Here is a 20,348-nt window from a genome sequence, read left to right as displayed (position 1 = left end):
CCGCATCATGCGATGAGCGGCGAGGGGGACAGCGGCATCTCATCCACCGGGCGCGTCAACGAAACCCGATGGAACGTCGAGCTGCGGTCAGGTTCGACGTTGAAGAACAGTTCGCCACGCTGAGGCGCCATGACGATGCTTGCCGCGGTGCCGAGCTGGATGCCCGGCCACTCCTCCTGCGGCAGGGTCAGGACACCGTCCGGCGCGCCCCAGCGATCGAGCAGCATCGCCATGACATCGGTGATCTGGATGTTGCCCCGCTTTGCACGGGCCAGGCGTTCGAGCCGCAGTTCGCGGCTCAGCGTGTCGGGTCCATCCGCCACCCCGGCGTCGAACAGCTTGGCGCGGGCGGCATCGCTGCGGAAATGATTGGCGTGGACGAGCAGTCCGTCCCACGGCGCCAGCCAGAAGATCTCCTGTGGTGTGGTCTCCAGGTCGATCGCCTCGCCGCTGGCATGCGACAGCATCATGTTGTTGGCGCAGCCGCGCGGGCTCTTGTAGATCGCGCCGAGCGCTTCGGAAAAGCAGCGCGCGGCGAGCACCTTGCGGCGGATCAGGGAAATCGGCAGGCCCTTGTCCGGCAGCGGGCCCGCGATCTTCAGCGAGTTGCCTGTCAGCGCCATGCCCGCCGAGTTGAGGCCGCAGCGCGCGAGGCCGCCCGCCTCGACAAAGGTCAGCAATTCGTGATCGCCCTCGGTGACCCTGAGCAGCACCACCGTTTCGCGGGCTGCCAGCATCCAGTCCCAGTTCTGCGCGTGGATCAGGGTGCTGTCGCCCGAAGCCTCCGGCTGCACGATGATGCCGGTGCAGCCATCGTCGGGGCCTTCTGCTGGCTTGCGTCCGAGGCGATGGATGATCTCCGAACGCGCATTGACGATGACGACACCCTCCACGGGCACGCCCGAACCTTCGGCGATGCCGCGGATCTCCTCGGCCAGCGCCGGTTCCAGGGCCGTTATCTCCTCGAGGAACCTCTTCGCCGCCGCCAGCGCGTCCGCCCAGGCAACGCCACGCTTTTCGAGCGTGCCGCCATAGAGGTCGTAGCTGCGGGCGATCCGATCTGCGGCCGCCCGGCCATAGGCAAGCCCGCGCTCCATCGGCGCGCCGGAAATCTCAATGAGAGGAATGGGAAGTTTCATGCGTTTTCCAGGGCTGTCTGCGGGTCATCGAAGCGCCATTTCAGTTCCACGCCGCCCGCTTTTGTCGTCTCGAGGGCGGGAATGGCGGAGAGCAGCTTGCGCGTATAGTCATGTTGCGGGGCATCGAACACCGGATCGCGCAGGCCCTGCTCGATGATCTCGCCGTCCTGCATGACGATCACCCGGTCCGCGACCTGTTCGACGACGCCGAGATCGTGGCTGATGAACAGGCAGGAGAAGCCGTGCTTGTCCTGCAGGTCCGCGAACAGGTCGAGCACCTGGGCGCGCACCGTCACGTCGAGCGCCGATACGGGCTCGTCGGCGATGATGAAGGAGGGATGGCGCACCACGGCGCGCGCGATCGCGACGCGCTGGCGCTGGCCGCCGGAAAGCTCGTGCGGATAACGGTCGGCGAACTCGTCGCCGAGGCCGACTTCCTTGAGCACTTCGAGCACGCGCGCCCGTTTTGTCTCGGCCACCAGCCCCGGAACCAGCCGCAAGGCCTCGCCGATGATCTTGCCGACGGTCATGCGCGGGTCGAGCGACGAATAGGGATCCTGGAAGATCATCTGGCAGTTCAGCCGATAGTCCCAGAAACCGACATCTCCCTTCGAGATCGGCTTGCCGTTGAAAAGCACGCTGCCCGCCGATGGCCGCAGCAACCCGGCGACGACGCGGCCAAGCGTGGTCTTGCCCGATCCCGAGCCGCCCACCAGCGCAACCACTTCCCCCGGCTGGATTTCGAGGTCGACGCCGTGCAGCGCGCGTTTCGCGGCCGTTGACCGCAGGAAGCGGCGGTGGCCGCCATAATCGACTACCAGGTCGCGCACCGCCACGACCGGTGTCGCCGCCTTCGGCAGCACGCGCGCCGGCTGGCGCGAAGGCATAGCGGCCAGCAGCTTGCGCGTATAGGGGTGCCGCGGTGCGCTGAGCAGGTCGGCCGTCGGCCCGGCCTCGACGATTTCGCCCTTGCACATGACGATGACACGATCGGCGTAACGCGCCACCATCGCCAGGTCGTGGCTGATCATCAGCACTGCCGATCCGTTGGCCTTGGTCAGATCGACCATCAGCTCCAGCACGTCGCGCTGCACGACGGCGTCCAGCGCCGTGGTCGGCTCGTCGGCGATCAGCAGCGCGGGCTTCAGCAGCATGACCGAGGCCAGCATGATGCGCTGGCGCATGCCGCCCGAGAACTGATGCGGAAAGGCGTCGAGCGCGGCTTCCGGATCCTTGATCCTGACCCGGTTCAGCATGGCGAGGATGGCTTGCCGGCGCTGGCTGCGGTCGAGCTTGCCGTGCAGGACAAGCCCTTCCTCGAGCTGGCGGCCGATCGTCATGGACGGGTTGAGCGAGGTCATCGGCTCCTGGAACACCATGCCGACGCGCGCACCGCGCAACTTGCGCAGCTCGGCCGGCGGCATGGCAGTCACCTCGCGTCCCTCGAACGCGATGGAGCCTGCCACCCGGCGTATGGCCGGCGGCTCCAGCCCCATCACCGCGCGGGCAAGCATGGTCTTGCCCGACCCGGACTCGCCGACGATGGCAACGATTTCGCCGGGCGCCACGGTCAGGCTGGCGTCGCGGACGACGGCATGGCCGCTGCGTGCGACGTTGAGCGTCAGGCCGCCGATTTCGAGAAGGACCGGGCGTGCCAACATCAGGCTCCCCTCATGCGTGGATCGAGCTTGTCGCGGACGGCATCGCCAAGAAGGTTGATGCCGAGCAGGGCCAGCGAAATGCAGAGCCCGGGGAAGACACCCAGCCACACCGCCTGCGCGATGAACGGACGGCTGCCCGCCAGCATGTTGCCCCAGGTCGGCGCGGGTGGCGGCACGCCGAGGCCGAGGAAGGAGAGCGAGCTTTCCGCCAGGATGACCCAGCCGAACATCGACGTCGCCAGCACGATCAGCGGCGCGACGCAGTTGGGCAGGATGTGACGCGCCATGGTGAAGAGCTCGGAATTGCCCATCACGCGGGATGCTTCGATGAATTCGCGTTCGCGCAGCGAAAGCACGGTGCCGCGCACGATGCGCGCTACCGAGGGCGTGTAGGCAAGGCCGAGTGCCAGGATGATGCCGTATTTGTTGGCGCCGAGCACCGCCAGCAGGCCGAGCGCCAGCAGGATGCCGGGGAAAGCCAGCAGGGCGTCGTTGAAGGCCATGACCGCACGGTCGATCCAGCCGCGCACATAGCCGGTCAGCACGCCGATGGCGGTGCCGGCGGTGATGGCGAACAGGACGGTGAGCAGGCTGATGGAGGCGCTGCCCCAGGCGCCGACCAGGATGCGGCTCAGCACGTCGCGTCCGAATTCGTCAGTGCCCAGCCAATGCGCAAGGCTGGGCGCCGCGAGCTTGGCCTTGAAGTCGAGCGCGAGCGGGTCGTAGGGCGTCCAGAACGCGCCGGTCGCGGCCGCGACGCACAGGATCGCGACCAGCACGCCGCCCAGCAGGGCATTGGGAGCAAGGGTTCTCATTGGGCGGTCACCCGCGGATCGAAGATGGGATAGAGCAGGTCGACGACGAGATTGACGAGCACATAGACGACCGCGACCACGAGCAGGCAGCCCTGGATGACGGGATAGTCACGCGCAAAGATGGAATCGACCAGAAGCCGGCCGAGTCCCGGAATGGTGAACACGGTTTCCACCACGGCGATGCCGCCGAGCAGGTTGCCGAGCAGCAGCCCGATCAGCGTCCAGGTCGGGCCGAAGGCGTTGCGGAAGGCATGGCGCCACAGCACGGCCGATTCCGAAAGGCCCTTGGCGCGGGCGTGGGTGATGTAGTCCAGCCGCAGCACCTCCAGCGTCGAAGCGCGCGCCATGCGCATGACCACGCCGATCTCGTGCAGGAACAGCGTCATGATCGGCATGACCAGATAGAGCAGCCCGCCGGTGAGGTTCTGCGAAAGGGAGACGTAGCCGACCACCGGCAGCCAGCCCAGTTTCAGGCCGAAGAACAGCAGGAACAGCAGGCCGAGCCAGAAGGTCGGAATCGACAGCAGGAAGGTGGCCGAGCCGACCAGCAGCACGTCGAACAGGCTGTTCTGCCGCCAGGCGGCGATCATGCCGGCCGGCACGGCGACGAGACTGGCGAAAAAGACCGCCGCCAGCACGATCTCGGCGCTTGTCCAGAAACGCTGCATGATCAATGGCAGCACCGGCTGGCCGGTGCTGATGGAGGTGCCGAAGTCGCCCGACACGACGTTGGAGAACCAGATCGCGAACTGCACCGGCATAGGCCGGTCGAGGCCGAGCCGTGCGCGCAGGTCGGCGAGACTGGCCGGGTCGGCCAGGTCGCCCAGCATCAGCGAGGCTGGATCGCCGGGGATGAGCCGGATGAGGAAGAACACCGACAGCGCGACGATCAGCAATGTCGGGACCGCCATGCCGATCCGGGTCAGCGCAAAACGTATCATGCTCTCTTCTCCGGCCACATCCTGGAGATTGCAGGCTCAGTCCGCCACACTGACTTCCCAGAGCCGGGGGCTGCTGGCCGGCCAGGATTTGAAGCCCTTGATCTTGTTCGAATAGGCCGCGGTCGTGATGCCGTTGTAGAGCATCACCATCGGCACATCCTCGAGGAAGCGGCGATGGAGATCGTCGAACAGCTTCTGCCGTTCGGCCTTGTCGGAAACCACCATGGCCCGGTCGAGCAGCTTCTGGGCTTCCGGATTGTCCCACACCTTGCGCGGCTGCTTGTCCTTTGGACCCATCATCGATTCGAAGCTGAGCGCAGGGTCGAGCCTGGCCGAATAGGAGAAGGACATCGCCTGGTAGTTGCCCTTGGTGTAGCGGTCGAGCTGCGTCGCCCATTCCAGGATCTCGAGCTGTGCGTTGATGCCGGCGGCCTGCAGCATGGCCTGGGCCACGATGGCGCCGTCATACATGGCCGGATAGCGCTTGTTGGCGAGGATGGTGATGGGCTCGCTTTTGTAGCCGGCCTCGGCCAGCAATTGCTGGGCCTTCTGCGGATCGGCGCTCCAGCCTTCCTGCTCGACCTTGCCGTAGAAGGGCGACGACCGCGGCACGACCGAATTGTTGCGATGGCCGAGCCCTTCGGTCGTCGCGGCGACAAGCTGGTCGCCGTCGATGGCAGCGGCGATGGCCTGGCGCACCTTCACATTGGACAGCACTGGATCGCGCGTCTGCAACAGCAAGGCGACGAGGCCCATGTGTTCGGCGGTCGAAAGCGCAATCTCCTTGTTGTCCTTCAACTCCTTCACGTCGGCATTGGACATGTCCGGAATGAGATCGATATCGCCGCTGAGCAGGGCGGCCTTCGCCGTCGAGGAATCCGGCACGACGACGAAGCGCACTTCATCGACCAAGGTGCGCTTGCTTCCCGTGTAGCCGCTGCTTTCACCGGCAGGATTGGCGTAGCCGGCGAACTTCGTGAGCCGCACATATTCGCCCTGTTTCCACTCGGCGAGCTGGAAAGGTCCGGTGCCGATCGGCTTGTCCCAACTGCCGTCCGGCTTGACGGAATCCTTGTGCAGGATCGCGGTCATGCCGCAGTCGGTGCGCGCCAGCTTGTTGAGGAAAAGCGCGCTCGGCGAATTGATCTTGAAGACGATGGTCTCGGGGTCCGGCGCTTCCACGCCGGTGACCTTGAGATTGTTGCGGCCGTCGAATTCCGAAAGGCAGCGCCACTCGGTCTTCGGATCCATGTAGCGGTTCCAGCTCCACAGCGCGTCGGCCGAGGTCATTTCGGAACCGTTATGAAACTTCACACCTTTGCGCAGCTTGAACGTGTAGGTGAGCTGATCGTCGGAGACGGACACCGATTCAGCCAGAAGCGGCTTCACCGAGCCATCCTCGCCATAGGCGACCAGCCCTTCCACCATATGCATGACGACGGAATCGGTGTCACCGTCGCGATTGACGCCGGGGTTGGTCGAGCGGATGTCCGCGGGCAGCTGGACTCTGATGACCGATTCCGCCAGCGCGCCTGCGGTACCGGTTGCGAACAGCCCCATCGCCAGGGCTGCCTTGAGCATGGTCTTGTTCATTGTTTCCTCCCGAAATCGATCGTTTCGCAGCCGTTCCGGTTTCCGGTTATTCGGCGGCAAGCGCGACGGGCGCCGGGTCTCCGGTCATGCCGTAGCGCGTGAAGTTGCGGTTGAGTGCCGGCAGCGGTGCCACTTCCATCGTGCCTGCGGCCGGGTCCATGATGACCATCGCCACCGTTGCCGAGAGATTGCCGCTCATGCTCGGGCGCGGCGGACGGCATACGGCATGCGGCGACAGGAAGTCGTCGAAGAAGGCGTTCTTCAGGTCACCTGCCGAAAGCTTCTCTCCGGCCTCGTCGAGCAGCTTGCGCACGCGCCAGTCGCGATAGACGCTTTCCGGCACGCTGGTGAGGCCCGTATCCTTCAGCTTGCCCAGTGCCACGGGGCTCACCCAGTGATTGGCGTGCACGATCAGGCCATTGTCGGGATAGAGCGGGAAAGCCTCATCGGGCGCGCATTCGAAATCGATGGCGAAGCCGCCCACCGTCGAAATCATCATGTTGTTCGAGCAGGCCTTCGGCGTGGTCGCCACCGCCCTCACGGCGAAAGCGAAATGTCCCTGTTCCAGCACCTTGCGGCGGATGATCGCCAGCGGCACGCCGGCCTGGAGGAAATCGCGCTCGGATTCGAGGTAGTTGGCGGTGATGCAGACGCCGGCGGCGTTCATGCCGCAGCGCGCCAGCCCGCCGGCCTCGACGAAGGTCAGGATGTCCGGGCCGTCCTCGCGCACCACCCTCAGCACGATCGCCGTTTCGGCGCATTCCGCCTTCCAGTCCCAGTTCTGACCGTGGATCAGCGTGCCGCTGGCGCTGCGCTCCGGCAGGATCACCGCACCGGTGCAGCCGTCTTCCAGCTCGGCGTCCTCCGGCATGTTCTTTTCGAGGCGCGCCTTGGCGACGACCTCGGTGCGGGCGTTGATCATGACGATGTCTTCGAAGGCAACGCCGGCGCCGGCCGCGATGCCGCGCATCTCTTCGAGATAATGCGGGCCGAAGGCCTCGATCTCGCGCGCGAACTCGTTGATCAGGCGCGACTTGTCAGCTTCGTCATAGCCCAGCTTGGCAAGCTGGTCGCCATAGAGTTCGATGCTGCGCCGGATGCGGGACGGCACGGTCGCGCCGTATTGGCGGCCGCGCTCGAACGGTGTTCCGGAGACGGAGACAAAGGGGAAGGGATCTACGGCCATCGGTGTTTTCGTACGCCCATCGTTGTGTTTTTTGTGTATTTAAAAAACGCTATTTGAGCGGATATGGCGCTGTCAAGTGAATTATGTGAAAATAAATTTGGGAATGTGGGGCTCGACATGACGATTCCGACGAACAGCAACCTCCAGATCGAGATGGCGCGCCAGGTCGTTTCGCTGGCGACAGCGGAGAACTGGCCTGTCGGCAGCCGCGTTTCCGATTTCGCCCTGGCAAAGCAGCTTGGTGTCTCGCGCTCACCGATCCGCGCAGCACTTGCCCTTTTGACCGAGCGCGGATTGCTGGAACACGAACCCGGCCGCGGTTACCTGCTTGCCCGCCTGCCGAACGAAGCGGACGAGCAGGACAATCTGGCGCCCTCCGAGATGGAGGTGCTCTATCGGCGCATCATGTCCGACCGTGCGGCCGGGTCGATCGCCGACGAAGTGTCGGAAGCCGAACTCACCGAACGCTACGGCTTCTCGCGCGGAGCCGTGCGCAAGGTGCTCATGCGCTTCGCCACCGAAGGGTTGGCGCGGCGCCTGCAGGGGCACGGCTGGGGTTTCGCGGAAAGCCTGACGTCGGAAGAGGTCGTGGCCGAGAGCTATCAGTTTCGCCTGATCGTCGAATGTGGCGCGCTGCGCCAGCCGAGCTTTAGGGTGGACTCCCAGGAACTCGCCAACCTGCGCGCTGCACAGGAGACGATCCTGGCGGCGGCAGAAGGCAATGTTCGTCGCGACCACTGGTTTCGTGTCAACGCGCAGTTCCACGAGACGCTTGCGTCATGGTCCCACAATCGCTTCCTGGTTCAGGTCGTGCGCCAGCAGAACAATCTGCGGCGCATGACCGAATATGCCGACTTCGACAAGTTGAGCGGCGCACGCATCCACAATGCCTGCAAGGAGCACATCGCCATCCTCGACGCGCTTGGCGATGGCGACGTCGAATTCGCGGAGGCCCTGCTGCGCCGCCATATCGAGCGCGCAAGCCGCGAACTGGACGATAGTCTGTAGGAAGAGCATATTTGCCGGCTAATCGGAAATCTCTGCCAGGGCATGACCTGGACCCCCATGACTTCTGCTGGGAAGGGACGGCGAGCCAGCCCCCACTTCAAGCAGTGCCGAGCGGCAAATGCGATTGTCCTGCCAGCCGGTCAATTGTGGCGACTTGGTAACGACAATTTGTCCAAATCGTGTCTTTTATGATTGCAAACGTATTTCACCTATAGCTAATTTAGCATCCGGCGGGTGGGTAAGCTTCGAAAGAAGGCTGATGAAGCAACTTATCCATTGTAAGCAGACCTTGTTCGGGTACGCGTTGAATAGGGCAAGCCGGGAATGTTCCGGTGCCTAGAGCAGCAAGGCGAAAGAAAGCCGGAGCCTTGCTCAGTCAAGCAACAGTCACCCTTGCTGTTTCGGAGCAGGACCTTGCCCGGCGGCTGGATCTTCCAATCGCAGCCCTGCGTCATCTCGATCATCCCAATCCGCCCAGATATTTGCGGCTGATGCTGGCTGCATGCGTGGCGGGATTGGATGCCGACCGGATTTTGTCGGAGCTGCAAGGCGGCTCGCGGACAACGAACACCAGCGAACTCGGTTCTTCCTAGGAGCATCTTTTGCCCTTCAGCGTGGAGTACGGGCATGTCTCAGGTTTCGATGTTTCTCGCCCATCTGTTCTCATGTCGCAAAACAAGCATGGCGGTACTTGTCGCTTTGCCATTGTGTGTTGTCTGGTCGTTCGCCCAGGCTGACGACTGCTCGGTTATCGCACGCCAGATCAGGTCCGCCGACCGGACCGTTTCCGGTGCGGATGCGCTTCCGCTGATGCGGCAGTTGTCGGCAATCAGAAGGCTGGAGCAGCAGCGTCGATGCAGTTCGGATTCGATGAGCGGACTTTTCAATGCATGCCGGGATCTGGCAAATCGCAAGGCAGGCATCCAGTCGCAGCTGAGCAGGCTGGGCTCGGGGTCGACCGGACGATTGGAATTGCTGCGCGCCAGATATTCCAGCTTGCGCTGCTCCACGAGCCGGAAAGTGGCCGTCAAGGAGAACACGTCCCGCCCGGCTCAATCGACAACGCAACCCTCAAGGGGGTCGAAAAAAGAGATGTTCTTCTGTGTGCGGCAGGAGGATGGCTACTACTTCCCCGCATCCAATTCGCAATTCGTCGGCACTGACTATGCCTCCAACATGCTCGATCGGTGCAAGTACATCTGCGGGACGCAGAATATCGATCTCTATGTGCTCGACGATCCCGCCAAGGAAACGGAAGAGATGGTCTCCGTGTCGAAAGGGCTGCCGTACAAGGACCTGCATTCCGCCTTCCGATACAGGGATGCGGCAAAGTTCGCGGCTTGTGATTTCCGGGATTATCACCGGAGAGTGGCATTGGTGCGGGCAAATGCCGCCACGACCCTGGCCACCTACAAAAACGTCAACATGCCGGTGCCGGGTCCTCGCCCCGAGATCGCCTATGCCGGCGAAGTGACCCCTGCCGCAACCGTCGGCATGGCGCAGGAAGATGATATGAGTTCTCGTAAAATCCGGATCATCCTGCCTGGGATGATGCCCCCGGACTCCGAACAGGTTTCTGTGCCGGCCCCGGAGGTGGACCCGCTGCGCACCGCATCCAGGTCTCTCGCCGCCAAGGAGAAGACAGGCGCCGAAATTGACGACTCCGTAGAAAACTGAGGGCTTGGTTCCCGATCAGAACCGCACTGCGAACCTCGCAGTGAGGCCGTTCTGCTCGACGCCGGATCCGAACTGGCCCTGATAGGCGATGCCCAGCGTTGCGCTGTCGGTCAGGTCGAGGTCGAGCCCGGCTTCGACGAGGGCCGAATCCCTGGCGATCGGCACACCGGAAATCGTGAAGGCATCGCCTGTCGCGAAAGCATGCGTGCTGGCCGGCGCTACTGCGCCATAGGCATGGCGCCAGCCCAGCATGCCGCGCACCGTCGCGTTCGTCGCGCCGAGCGGGAAGGCGGTCGAGGCTCTGAGGCCAAGCGTGGTGAAGGTGCTGTCGGTTGTTTCGCCCTGCCCGGTGAGCGCCGCCGCGCCGCCCGTTTCCGTGAAGCCGTCCGTGCGCAGATTGACGTAAGCCAGGTTGGCGAAGGGCTCGAAGGCGGCGACCGGCGTATCGATGCGGTAGCCGAGTTCGCCGAAAGCCTGGAAGGTGCCGGCATCCCGTTCACTGCTGGCGCTGTCGGCAAAACCGGGAATGGAAATCGAGCGCGATGTCTGGATGTCGTGCCACGTATAGGCAAGCCCCGAACGGAAGCCGAGATTGCCCCGCTGCGTGCCGGCATAGAGGCCGAGATGGTAGTTGTCGCTGGAACCCGAGCCGCGTTCGGTGCTGAAGCTGGTATGGCTGTAACCGGTCGCGATGCCGAGGCGGACGCTGTCGCTGATCGATCCATCGAAACCGGTGAGGAAGCCGCCGCTGGATGTATCCAGGCCGGCGGCATTGCCGTCGCCGTCGAAATTGCCCCATGAGCCGAAAGCCGTGCCCCAGGCAGCGAAACTGTCGGTAGCGGCGGAGGCCAGGGTCGGTCCGTCTTCGCCATAAGCCAGCACCGGAGCCGTGGAGCCCCCCGTTCCGCCGAAGGCTGCGCGCAGGCGATCGTTGATGGCGTCGCGCACGAAGTGGCTATCTTCGATCAGCGCCGACCTGGCCGATGCATGGATCTCGCCGGAGAGCGCATCGAGTGCCTTGCGGGCGCTGTCTTCGTCGGGGACGGCGGCAACGGCATCGTAGGCGGGATTGCCGCCGCCGGTGCTCTCCAGCCCGTTGCCTGTGGCGCACTGGTTGCGCGTCCGAGCCACGTCGCAGAATGCCGCAGTGTTGCGGGTCGTGTCGATGTAGACCTTGCCGGCATCGTAGGCGAGCGCCAGGTCGACGAAGGGCATGTTCTGGGTGAGATTGTCGAATGTGCCGCTGACGCCGCCATCCGCGCCAAGGATCGTCCAGCGGCTGCCGGGCCTGTAGACGCCGCCCGCCTTGACGGCATGCACCGTGCCGCCATGGATCGTCGCGGTGCCGCTGGCATGGATCAGATCGCTCTGCAGCGCCGGGTCGATCTCGGCTTCGAAAGTCGAGCCGGCCGCGAAGGTGATGTCGCCATTCACCGTGAGCGCGCCGATCGAATTGCCGGGGGCGATCGTGCCGCCGGCAGCGATCGCCACCGTCGAACCCGCGCCGGAGCCGACGGTGCCGTGACCGCCCAGCGTAGCGCCTGTCTGCACGTCGAGCGATCCGCCGAGAACGGCATTGCCATGCGCGGCATCGGAACCGACGATCAGGCTGCCGTCGGCAATCGTTGTTTTGCCGGCAAAGCCTGAGCCGTCGCCGTCATAGCGCAGCGTCCCGGTTCCCGTCTTGATCAAGGCGCCGCTGCCGCTCAGCTTCCCGCCATAGCTCGCATCGGCTGTCTGCTCGAAAGTGAGCGATGCGCCCGTGGCGATGGCGGCATTACCGGTGAAACGCTCGCCGGCCGTGACGAGCCCGCCGGCATCGACCGACCAGTTGAGGCTGGAGGCGCCAGTGAGCACAAGCTTGCCTGCGCCTTGCTTGATCATGCTGCCCGCGCTGCCGTTGAGCCCGGCGATGGTGCCGGCAAAAGTGGCGTCGGATGTCTGTTCGAACACTACCGTGGCGCCGTTGCCGATATCGCCCGAGATCGAGCCGGCGTTGCCGATCAGCACGCCTGCGGCAACCAGCGTGTTGCCATAGGCATTGTCACCAGTAAGCCGCAGGGTCCCGGCACCGCGCTTGATCAGATCGCCCCCGCCCACAATGTCCTGGCCGAGCGTGAAGCTGGTGCCTGAATCGGCGATATCGAAACCGCCGCCATAAGCACCCCAGATGATGTCGCGATCCGTGTCGGTGAAGCTGGTACCCGTGACTTGAAGCGTCCCGCCATTGAAGCTTAGCGCGCCGGTCGCTGCGCCGAGGCTGGCGTCGGCGGAAACGGAAAGCGTGCCGCCGTTTATCGTCGTTCCGCCCTGGTAGCTGTTGCTGCCTTCCAGCACGAGCGTGCCGCCCTGCGTCTTGGTCAGGCCGCCGATCCCGGTAATCGTCGTGGCGATATTCGCAGTCGTGCCAGCCAGCACGCGGATTTCGGCATTGCCGTCGGCACTGTCCGAGCCGTCAATGGCGAGCGAGCCCGAACCTTCCAGTCGATAACCGCTGTCGACGAACTGCAGGCCCTTGAAGCTTTGTGCGCCGTCGATGGTGATGGTGCCGCCGGAAAAGCCGCCGGGCTCGTTCTTGAACACCGCATGGTTGCCCGCCCAGTCGTCGGGCAGGATGCTGCCCTGGTTCAGCCATTTCAGGTTGGTGGCGTTCCAGGTGCCGTTGCCACCCTGCCAGTGCTGCAGCGTGTCGTCGCCATTGGCGCTGATGAGAAGATCGACATTGCCGCCGCCGGCCTGGATCTCGTAAAGAGCGGGATCGGTGAAGGTGGGCGTGGCTCCCAATGTCAGCCCGCCGCCGGAAAGCGTACCGCCATAAGTCATCAGCCGGTAATAGCCGAAACCGGCCGCACCGTCGGCAGGGTTGCCGCTCTGCGCCAGGTTCAGCGTGCCGTTGAGCGTTAGATTGCCGGTGACGGCGATGCCGTCGCTCATGCCGGGCGAGGCGGCGGATGCGCCGGCACTGCCGAGTTCATAGTCGAGGATCGACCCTGCCGACAGGGTGAGGTCGCCATTCACCGTCAGCGTGCCGATGGAGTTGCCGGGCGCGACATGCCCGCCAGAGGCCACGGTGGTGGTGCCGACCGTACCGGAGCCGCCCAGCGTTCCGCCGGCATGCACCGTCATCGTCCCGCCGAGGGTGCCGTTCGCGCGCAACGTTCCGCCATGGACATTCGTCTTGCCTGAGAAGCCCGTGCTGTCACCCGTCAGGCTGGTGACGCCATTGTAGTGGTTGACCGTCCCTATTCCTGCGCTCTGGCTTCCCAATGCGGCGGCGAATTCGTGGTTGGCATCGGTATGGTTGAAGTTGAGGCTGGCGCCGTTTTCCCCGAACACCACCGTCGGGGCGACGACTTGGCCAGCGGCGACGGCATCGGCGGGATCGGTGCTGGCGGCGCCGATATTCAGCGAGGCGGTGCCTGTTGGATTCTCGGTTGCCAGATTGACAAAAAAGGTCGCAGTCAGGGATGCGCCATTCATGATCGTCAACGAGCCGTTTGCTCCGTCGCCGTAACCACCGACCTGCGTTATCTCGGAAACAACTGTCGATCCCAGGCCCGAGACAGTGGCTTTGCTGTTCGTGCTGGTGGTGTCGTATTCGCTTGAGGCGATATACAAATATTGGGTGTCGACTTTCCCCTGATCCTCTACGATCAATTCGCCATCGCCATATCGGCCGATGCCCATCATGTACGCCTTTATGACGGAACCGCTTCCGGTGACCTTGAGGGTGCCGGTTTCGCCGGCATTTCTGGCGACATAAAGCGTGGTGGAGAACTCGAGTTCGCTCGCACCGCTGACGATCACTGCCGCGCCGGAAGTGCCGCCGATGAGGTTTTCGGGGCCGAATGCGCGCACCGGTTCTCGAAATGTTGCGCCATTCTCCAGTTTCAGCGTTCCTGCCGTCACATCCATGACGGCGGTCTCGACATCGCCCTCCAGAACCAGCGTGCCGTTGCCCCGTTTGGAGAAATGTCCGTTCGTATTGCTCCAGTTCTGAGCCAAGGTGAAGGTGTTGTCGGCATCGGCGATGTCGAAGCCGCCGCCGCCATTGCCCCAGGTGATGGCGCGTGCCGTATCGGTGAAATCGGTGCCGGTGACCTGCAGGATACCGCCGTCGAAGGTCAGGCCGCCGCCACCACCGCCAAGATTGACGTCCGATGCGACGGAAAGCGTGCCTTGCTTCAGCACCCAGGGTGTCGATGTCGACGTGGCGTCCTGCAGCGTCCAGGTGCTGGTGCCGGTCTTTTCGTAGTGCTCGAAGCCGCGATATTGTGCCGTCGCCTCCAGATCGGAAACATCGAAGGTGCCGTTGGTGGCGCCTCCGAGCGCCAGCACGTCGCCCGTGCCGGCAGTGGCATCGACCGCGCCGTTGATGATCGAGCTGTTCCACAGTTCGAGCCGGTTGGTGCCGCCGGTGAAGACGATGGCGTCCGCTCGCGTGCCGTCGCCGGCAAGTCCGCCCGAGATCGTACCGGAGTTGGTAACGGTGAGGTTTGAGCCGGAAACGCCCACGCCGCCGGCGCCGTGCAGGTTCGTCTCGTCGGCGCCAGTCCCACGCACGCCGCCGGTGCCGCCGGCGATCGTGCCGTTGTTGATGATGGTGGTGCCGTTTCCGTCCACGCCCGCGCCGCCCGCGCCGCCGTTGCCTGCTGTCCAGGTCGGAGCGGAGGCACCCCGGCCGCCGTTGCCACCGACGATGTTGTTCGTGTTCGTCAAGATGCCGGCACCAATGGTCATACCGGTGCCGCCCAGGCCGCCGTGGACCACATTGTCGACGAACATCTGGTTGTCGCCGTCGCCGCCGTGGCCGCCCTGGATCGTTCCGTGATTGTCGACATCGCCGTTGGCATCGATGCCGTTGCCGCCACTACCACCGCCACCGCCCGACGTCACGGCACCCAGGCCGCCGCTGATCGTGCCGGTGTTCGTCAACACGATACCGGAGAAGGAAAGGCCCGCACCGCCGTCACCAGCGCGGTGAAAGACAGTGGGCAATCCGCCGTTGCCGCCGCTGATCGCACCGGCGTTCGTCAGCGTTTCTCCAGAAAAGACAAGGCCGGCACCGCCCGCTCCGCTTTCCTTAAAGCCGCCATTGCCGTTTCCGCCCTTGACGATGCCGGTCGCGGTATTGGTCAGCGTGGTGCCGGAAAAGTTGATGCCATAACCGCCGTTGCCGCTGAAGGTGTCGAGACCCATTCCGCCATTGCCGCCACCGATCGTACCGGCATTCGTCAGAGCGTTGCCGATGAAGTTGAGGCCACTGCCACCACCGCCGCCTTTGTAACCCGTCTCACCGTTGCCGCCGCCGATCGTGCCGGCATTCGTCAGCCTGTCGCCATTGAAGGAGAGCCCCAGGCCGCCCTCGCCGCCCTCACCGTAAGACGCGCCGCCGGTGGTGTCGCCAAAACCGCCCTTGCCGCCGTTGCCGCCCTGAATTGTCTGTCCGCTGGCGACCTCGGCCGTTCCGCCGCCGGTGATGACGGCGCCATAGCCACCCGCGCCACCACCCCCGCCGCCGCCTGCATTCGCAGTGCCGCTTGCGAGCTTACCGGTAGCTCCGTCGCCGCCATTGTCGCCGGTCAGGTCGGATGCCGGCAAGGCCGCTCCGATGTAGCCGTGAGTGCCGCCGTCGCCGCCGTCGCCGCCGGCACTGCCGTCCGCATTGATTGCGCCGGCGCCACCGCTGCCGGCGCCGCCGCCGGCACCACCGCCGCCGCCGCCGCTGTTTCCGGTTCCGTCGCCGCCCTGCGGGCTATCCAGTGTGCCGCCCGCGCCGGGTGTGCCGATGGTACCTTTGCCGGCAGCGCCACCGCCGGCAAAGGCAATCGATCCCGACAAGGCGAGCGTCAGGGCGAAGGGCGCCGCGGAACATAAAAGCGCGAACGAGCGGCGTCTGCCTGATGTCATGGAATTTCCCCTCGCATGGCAGGGGGCAGGGTGCCTGCCTCGCCACCGATCCGATCACGCAAGGCCTCCGGAAACCTCGCATCCCGCGCTGGTATCGGTTCGCCTGCGCCCGCCACGCACGCATCCCCTCGCCAACAGCTCCCTCGCAATCGCCACGCGAACGCCATGGCGTTGTCAGCGCAGGATAAAGTGTCCCTTCGCAGCAATTCCACTGATCAATTCTGCTGAATTCTGACCAATTCTTGCAGCGCCGGATCGTGCTTGCCTGCCTGCCCAACTCCTGCAAAGTTCTGTACGCGCGCAGTGGGAAATGCGGCTGGGATTCTCGTTACGAATGCTCAAGGATGCTTGATCTCAAGACCGTCCTGGTCGTCACATTCGCCGCTGCGAGCCTGCAGGCCGTCACCTGGCTGTTCGTCTGGCTGGCATGGCGCCGCCTTTACGAACTCAAGTTCCTCGGGGCGGGCTTTGCCGCCATCGCCCTCGGCGTGCTGCTGATGATCGTGCGCGGCATGGAGCCGGCGCCCTGGGCGATCGTGCTCCACAACACGATCATCAAGCTGGGCCTGGTGCTTCTCGCCGACGGGCTTGCACGCTTCCTGGGCCAGCCACGCTATACCTGGATCGGCGTTACGCTGCTGTTGCTCCAGATCGTGGTCTGGGGTGCCGCAGTTACTTTCGATCCGACAAACATCGCCATCCGCATCCATTCATCGACCGTCTTCACGGTGGTGATCATGTCGATGATGTGCCTGGGACTGATGCGGGACCGGACGCAGCCGTCGCTGCTGCGCTGGATCACGATCGGCGTGCTTGCCGAATACATGATCTCAAGCATCGTCCAGAGTGTCATCGAGTATCGTTTGCCAGCCGACTTTGAAAGCGCGTCGGTGCTGGCCGACCGCAACGCCTGGTACCTGCTGCAGGGCACGCTGTTCCTCATCGCTTTCTTTGCCTGCCTGCTGTTCATGGTCAACGCGCGGCTCTCCGCCGACCTGCGCGAGAAGAACGCCGCGCTGTCGCGCGAGGTGCGGCAACGGAGGCGGCTGGAAAGCCAGTTGACCGCAAGCCTAGAGGCCGAGCGCGCGCTTCGCGACGAGCAGGCGGATTTCATGCGCGTCGTCAGCCACGAGTTCCGCACACCGCTCGCCATCATCCGCAATGCGACCGACATGATCGGTCTGGTCGGCAACAAGTCGCCCGAAGCGACGAAGGAACGCATCGCCGGCATAGGCGAGGCGCTCGACCGCCTGTTCTCCCTAATCGACCGTTTCATGGCCAACGATCGTGACAGCGGATTCCAGCCGGAGACGATACGGGTCGGCTCCCTGGTTGGGGATGTGAGGCTGCATTTCGACATGACCGGGCGCGGCGAACGCCTGGTGTTTGTGGTGGATGACGCCGCCATTCCGTTGTTCGCCGACCCCGAAATGCTGGCAACCGTTCTCATCAATCTCATCGACAATGCGTTGAAATATTCGTCGGCGAATGAGCCGGTGGAGATCGATGTGCGCAAGGAGGATGAAAACCTGGTCCTGCGTGTGCGGGATCATGGCATCGGGATTCCCAAGGCTGAGCTCCACAAGATCGGCAGGCGCTTCTTCAGGGCCTCCAACACGATGGCCGGGACTGGAACCGGGCTCGGCCTCTACTCCTCCCGCAAGCTGCTCACCTATCATCGCGGCAAGCTGCAGCTGCTTGCCAATGACGGCCGGGGCATGACCGCGATCGTGAGATTGCCGCTGACGAGCGCGGCTCAATCGTCGCTGGAGGAGGTGACGGCATGACGCACATCCTGATCGTCGAGGACGAGGCGCGGCTGCGCAAGGACCTGGCCGACTTCCTGGAACTGACGGGCTTCACGGCGGAGGGCGTCGCGACGGCGCGCGAGCTCCGCCAGGTGCTGGAGGCGGGCAGCTCGCCTGCCGTCATCATCCTGGATGTCGGACTGCCCGATGGCAACGGCTTCGAACTGGCTGCCGAAATCCGCAAGTCGCATGCCTGCGGCATCATCATGCTGACGGCGCTGAGCGACAGCGACGACCGTATCCGCGGTTTCGAGAGCGGCGCGGACATATACCTGGTCAAGCACAGCACGCTGCGCGAGATCGAAGCCGCCATCCGCAGCCTGTTGCGCAGGACGGGGGAACAGGCGCCCGCTACAAACGGTGCCGGTGAACGGTGGGTGCTGGATGGAACCTCCTGGGTGCTGACCGCGCCCAATCACCGTTCACTCAAACTGACGGCGGCCGAGTTCGCGTTCCTGAACGTGTTGTGCAGGCGCCATGGCGAGATCTGCCAGCGCGAGAGCCTGATGGAAATCGTTGCGCGCCCAAGGTCGAACTTTGATAACCGACATCTCGACGCAATCGTCAGCCGGCTTCGTCGCAAGCTCGAAGACCACACAAGCCTGCCGGCGCCCATCAAGGTTGTCTATGGGGTGGGCTACACCTTCACGGCTGCCGCAACGGTGCAATGAGCGTCGGCGCGATGGCCGGCTCACGTTCCGTCGGCGATCTTTCCATCGACGATATGGATGCGGCGATCCATGCGCTCGGCCATCTCGAGATCGTGCGTCACCGCGATCACGCTCTTGCCGCGCTCATGCACCAGCTTTTGCAGGATCGCGAAAACCTGCTCGGAGCTCTTGGAATCCAGGCTGCCGGTCGGCTCGTCGGCGAGGATCAGCGGCGGATCGTTGGCAAGCGAGCGCGCCAAGGCAACGCGCTGCCGTTGTCCGCCCGAAAGCTGCTCGGGCCGCTTGTCCAGATGGTCGCCGAGGCCGAGGGATGAAAGCAGTTCGCCGGCGCGCTCGCGCATCTGCGATCGCGCCAGCCGGCCGAGCTTGCGCATCGGTATCTCGACGTTTTCCCGCGCCGTGAATTCGGGCAGCAGAAAATGGAACTGGAACACGAAACCCAGCATGGAAAGCCGTGTTCTGGCGCTTTCGCGTTCATTCATCGGGCCGGTATCGCGGCCGCCTATTCTTATCGTTCCCGCGGTCGGATGATCGAGCAGTCCCAGCAGATAAAGCAGCGACGATTTGCCGGATCCGGACGGACCGGTGATCGCGACGAATTCCTTCTCCGCGACGGTAAGCGTGACATCCTTGACCAGCGTCACAGGCACTGTCTCCGGCAGGATGCGCGTCAGCTTTTCGGTTTCGAGAAGGGCGCTCATGTCGCGCCTCGGATGATGTCGACGGGATTGAGGCGCGCGGCGCGTCTGGCCGGCAGATATCCGGCCACTGCTGCCGATCCCAGGGCGAAGGCCGAGGCGATGATGTAGTGCAGCAGGCTCCAGGCGATCGGCAGATGCGTCATCTCCTGGCCCGTCGCGGCGATTTCGAAGCGTAGCTGCGACAACGCATAGATCATCGAGAAGCCGAGCACCCAGCCGAGGGCCGAACCCGCGCTGCCGATTGCCAGGCCCTCCAGCAGGAACAGCCGGCGCATGTCGGACTCCGGGAAGCCGAGCGATTTCATGATGGCGATGTCGCGCGCCTTCTCATGCGTGATGGTGGAGATGATGTTGAAGATGCCGAAGCCGGCCACAAGCATGATCGCGCCGACCACGGTGTACATGATGACGTTGCGCACCACGAGGGCCTGGAGGATCGATTCATTCGCTTCCTGCCAGGCGACGGCCTTGTAGCCGAGCTCCGCCTCGGCCCTGTGCGCCACGGCGGGAGCGCGGTTGGGGTCGTCGAGCTTCACGCGGATCTCGTTGATGGCGTTCGGCCGGGCGGAAAGGATCTGGGCGTTCTTCAAGAGGATATAGGCCTCTCCTTCGTCCCGTGCCGTCGTGCCGGTGTGGAACAGGCCGGCGATCTTGAAATCGCGGGTCAATCCTTCCGAAGAGACGGCGGTGATGGTGTCACCAAGTCCGGCGCCGAGGCGTGCCGCCATCGTGTCGCCGACCAGCACATTGTTGCCTCCGGCATTCAGCGCCGCGAAGCTTCCTTTCACGAAATCCTCGACGATGGGCGACACGCCGCGCTCCCGCTCGGGCTCGACGCCGATGATGGATGCACCGACCTCGCGGCTGGAATAGCGGATAACACCCTGCGTCTTCAGGCTCTCGGCGAAGCGGCCGGGGATCCAGCTCCCCAGCCAGGCCGTCGCCGCTGTCGGGTTGATGATGCCGCGGCGGTCGTCGCGCGGCCTCAGGCCCGAGATCGAGACGGTGGAGAAGATATCTTCCGCCGGCTGACGGCGCGCCGTGCGCTGCTCGTCTGTTATGTCGACATGCGGCATGGTGTCGACGAGCTGCTTCACGAAGTCGTCCTGGCCGCCCTGCATCAGGGCAGCCATCGCGATCGAGAAACCGACACCGACTGCAACACCAAGCACCGCCACGAGCGTCTGCCGGCCACGACCGGCGATATGGGTGACGGCGATATCGAGGATGAGCGGCAT

13 protein-coding genes are annotated in these 20,348 nt (G+C 64.3%); 4 read left to right on the top strand and 9 right to left on the bottom strand.

The window, feature by feature from the left end:
• Positions 1 to 5: 5 nt before the first annotated feature.
• Genes ACFWXH_RS23195 through ACFWXH_RS23170 form a run of 6 tightly spaced genes read right to left on the bottom strand, consistent with a single transcriptional unit; the run spans position 6 to position 7,335 of the window.
• Positions 6 to 1,139, bottom strand: coding sequence for a C45 family autoproteolytic acyltransferase/hydolase (locus tag ACFWXH_RS23195; RefSeq protein ID WP_379123681.1), 1,134 nt, complete (start codon positions 1,137 to 1,139; stop codon positions 6 to 8).
• A complete protein-coding gene (locus tag ACFWXH_RS23190; protein WP_379123835.1) occupies positions 1,136 to 2,797 on the bottom strand; it encodes an ABC transporter ATP-binding protein in 1,662 nt (553 codons plus the stop codon). Before ACFWXH_RS23190 ends, ACFWXH_RS23195 begins: the two co-directional genes overlap by 4 nt.
• 2 nt (positions 2,798 to 2,799) lie before the next feature.
• Positions 2,800 to 3,615, bottom strand: coding sequence for an ABC transporter permease (locus ACFWXH_RS23185; RefSeq protein WP_379123680.1), 816 nt, complete (start codon positions 3,613 to 3,615; stop codon positions 2,800 to 2,802).
• Positions 3,612 to 4,556 carry an ABC transporter permease gene (locus tag ACFWXH_RS23180; protein WP_379123679.1) on the bottom strand — a complete coding sequence of 315 codons (945 nt, stop codon included), beginning with the start codon at positions 4,554 to 4,556 and terminating at the stop codon, positions 3,612 to 3,614. The genes ACFWXH_RS23185 and ACFWXH_RS23180 overlap by 4 nt, the downstream gene beginning before the upstream one ends.
• A 36-nt stretch (positions 4,557 to 4,592) precedes the next feature.
• Positions 4,593 to 6,149: an ABC transporter substrate-binding protein gene (locus tag ACFWXH_RS23175; protein WP_379123678.1), complete on the bottom strand. Its 1,557-nt coding sequence runs from the start codon at positions 6,147 to 6,149 to the stop codon at positions 4,593 to 4,595.
• A 46-nt stretch (positions 6,150 to 6,195) separates the two neighbouring features.
• Positions 6,196 to 7,335: a C45 family autoproteolytic acyltransferase/hydolase gene (locus ACFWXH_RS23170; RefSeq protein ID WP_379123677.1), complete on the bottom strand. Its 1,140-nt coding sequence runs from the start codon at positions 7,333 to 7,335 to the stop codon at positions 6,196 to 6,198.
• A gap of 117 nt (positions 7,336 to 7,452) precedes the next feature.
• On the opposite strand from ACFWXH_RS23170, the gene ACFWXH_RS23165 reads away from it, so the two are divergent.
• Both ACFWXH_RS23165 and ACFWXH_RS23160 read left to right on the top strand, forming a co-directional pair.
• Positions 7,453 to 8,343, top strand: coding sequence for an FCD domain-containing protein (locus ACFWXH_RS23165; RefSeq protein WP_379123676.1), 891 nt, complete (start codon positions 7,453 to 7,455; stop codon positions 8,341 to 8,343).
• 627 nt (positions 8,344 to 8,970) lie between these two features.
• Positions 8,971 to 10,020, top strand: coding sequence for a DUF2865 domain-containing protein (locus ACFWXH_RS23160; protein WP_379123675.1), 1,050 nt, complete (start codon positions 8,971 to 8,973; stop codon positions 10,018 to 10,020).
• 15 nt (positions 10,021 to 10,035) lie between these two features.
• On the opposite strand, the gene ACFWXH_RS23155 is transcribed toward ACFWXH_RS23160, so the two are convergent.
• Positions 10,036 to 15,930: an autotransporter domain-containing protein gene (locus ACFWXH_RS23155; protein ID WP_379123674.1), complete on the bottom strand. Its 5,895-nt coding sequence runs from the start codon at positions 15,928 to 15,930 to the stop codon at positions 10,036 to 10,038.
• Between the two features lie 344 nt (positions 15,931 to 16,274).
• On the opposite strand from ACFWXH_RS23155, the gene ACFWXH_RS23150 reads away from it, so the two are divergent.
• Positions 16,275 to 17,717 carry a sensor histidine kinase gene (locus ACFWXH_RS23150; RefSeq protein WP_379123673.1) on the top strand — a complete coding sequence of 481 codons (1,443 nt, stop codon included), beginning with the start codon at positions 16,275 to 16,277 and terminating at the stop codon, positions 17,715 to 17,717.
• Positions 17,714 to 18,409 carry a response regulator transcription factor gene (locus tag ACFWXH_RS23145; RefSeq protein WP_379123672.1) on the top strand — a complete coding sequence of 232 codons (696 nt, stop codon included), beginning with the start codon at positions 17,714 to 17,716 and terminating at the stop codon, positions 18,407 to 18,409. Before ACFWXH_RS23150 ends, ACFWXH_RS23145 begins: the two co-directional genes overlap by 4 nt.
• Positions 18,410 to 18,429: 20 nt before the next feature.
• Here ACFWXH_RS23145 and ACFWXH_RS23140 read toward each other — a convergent pair whose 3' ends face one another.
• Positions 18,430 to 19,110 carry an ABC transporter ATP-binding protein gene (locus ACFWXH_RS23140; protein WP_379123671.1) on the bottom strand — a complete coding sequence of 227 codons (681 nt, stop codon included), beginning with the start codon at positions 19,108 to 19,110 and terminating at the stop codon, positions 18,430 to 18,432.
• Entirely contained in the window at positions 19,107 to 20,348 is a 1,242-nt protein-coding gene (locus tag ACFWXH_RS23135) for an ABC transporter permease (RefSeq protein WP_379123670.1), read from the bottom strand. The genes ACFWXH_RS23140 and ACFWXH_RS23135 overlap by 4 nt, the downstream gene beginning before the upstream one ends.

Source organism: Mesorhizobium sp. NPDC059054 (assembly GCF_042739215.1).
Taxonomy (GTDB): Bacteria; Pseudomonadota; Alphaproteobacteria; order Rhizobiales; family Rhizobiaceae; genus Mesorhizobium.
The sequence above is the reverse complement of the archived record's forward strand: the minus strand, read 5'-3'. Positions and strand labels throughout refer to the sequence as shown.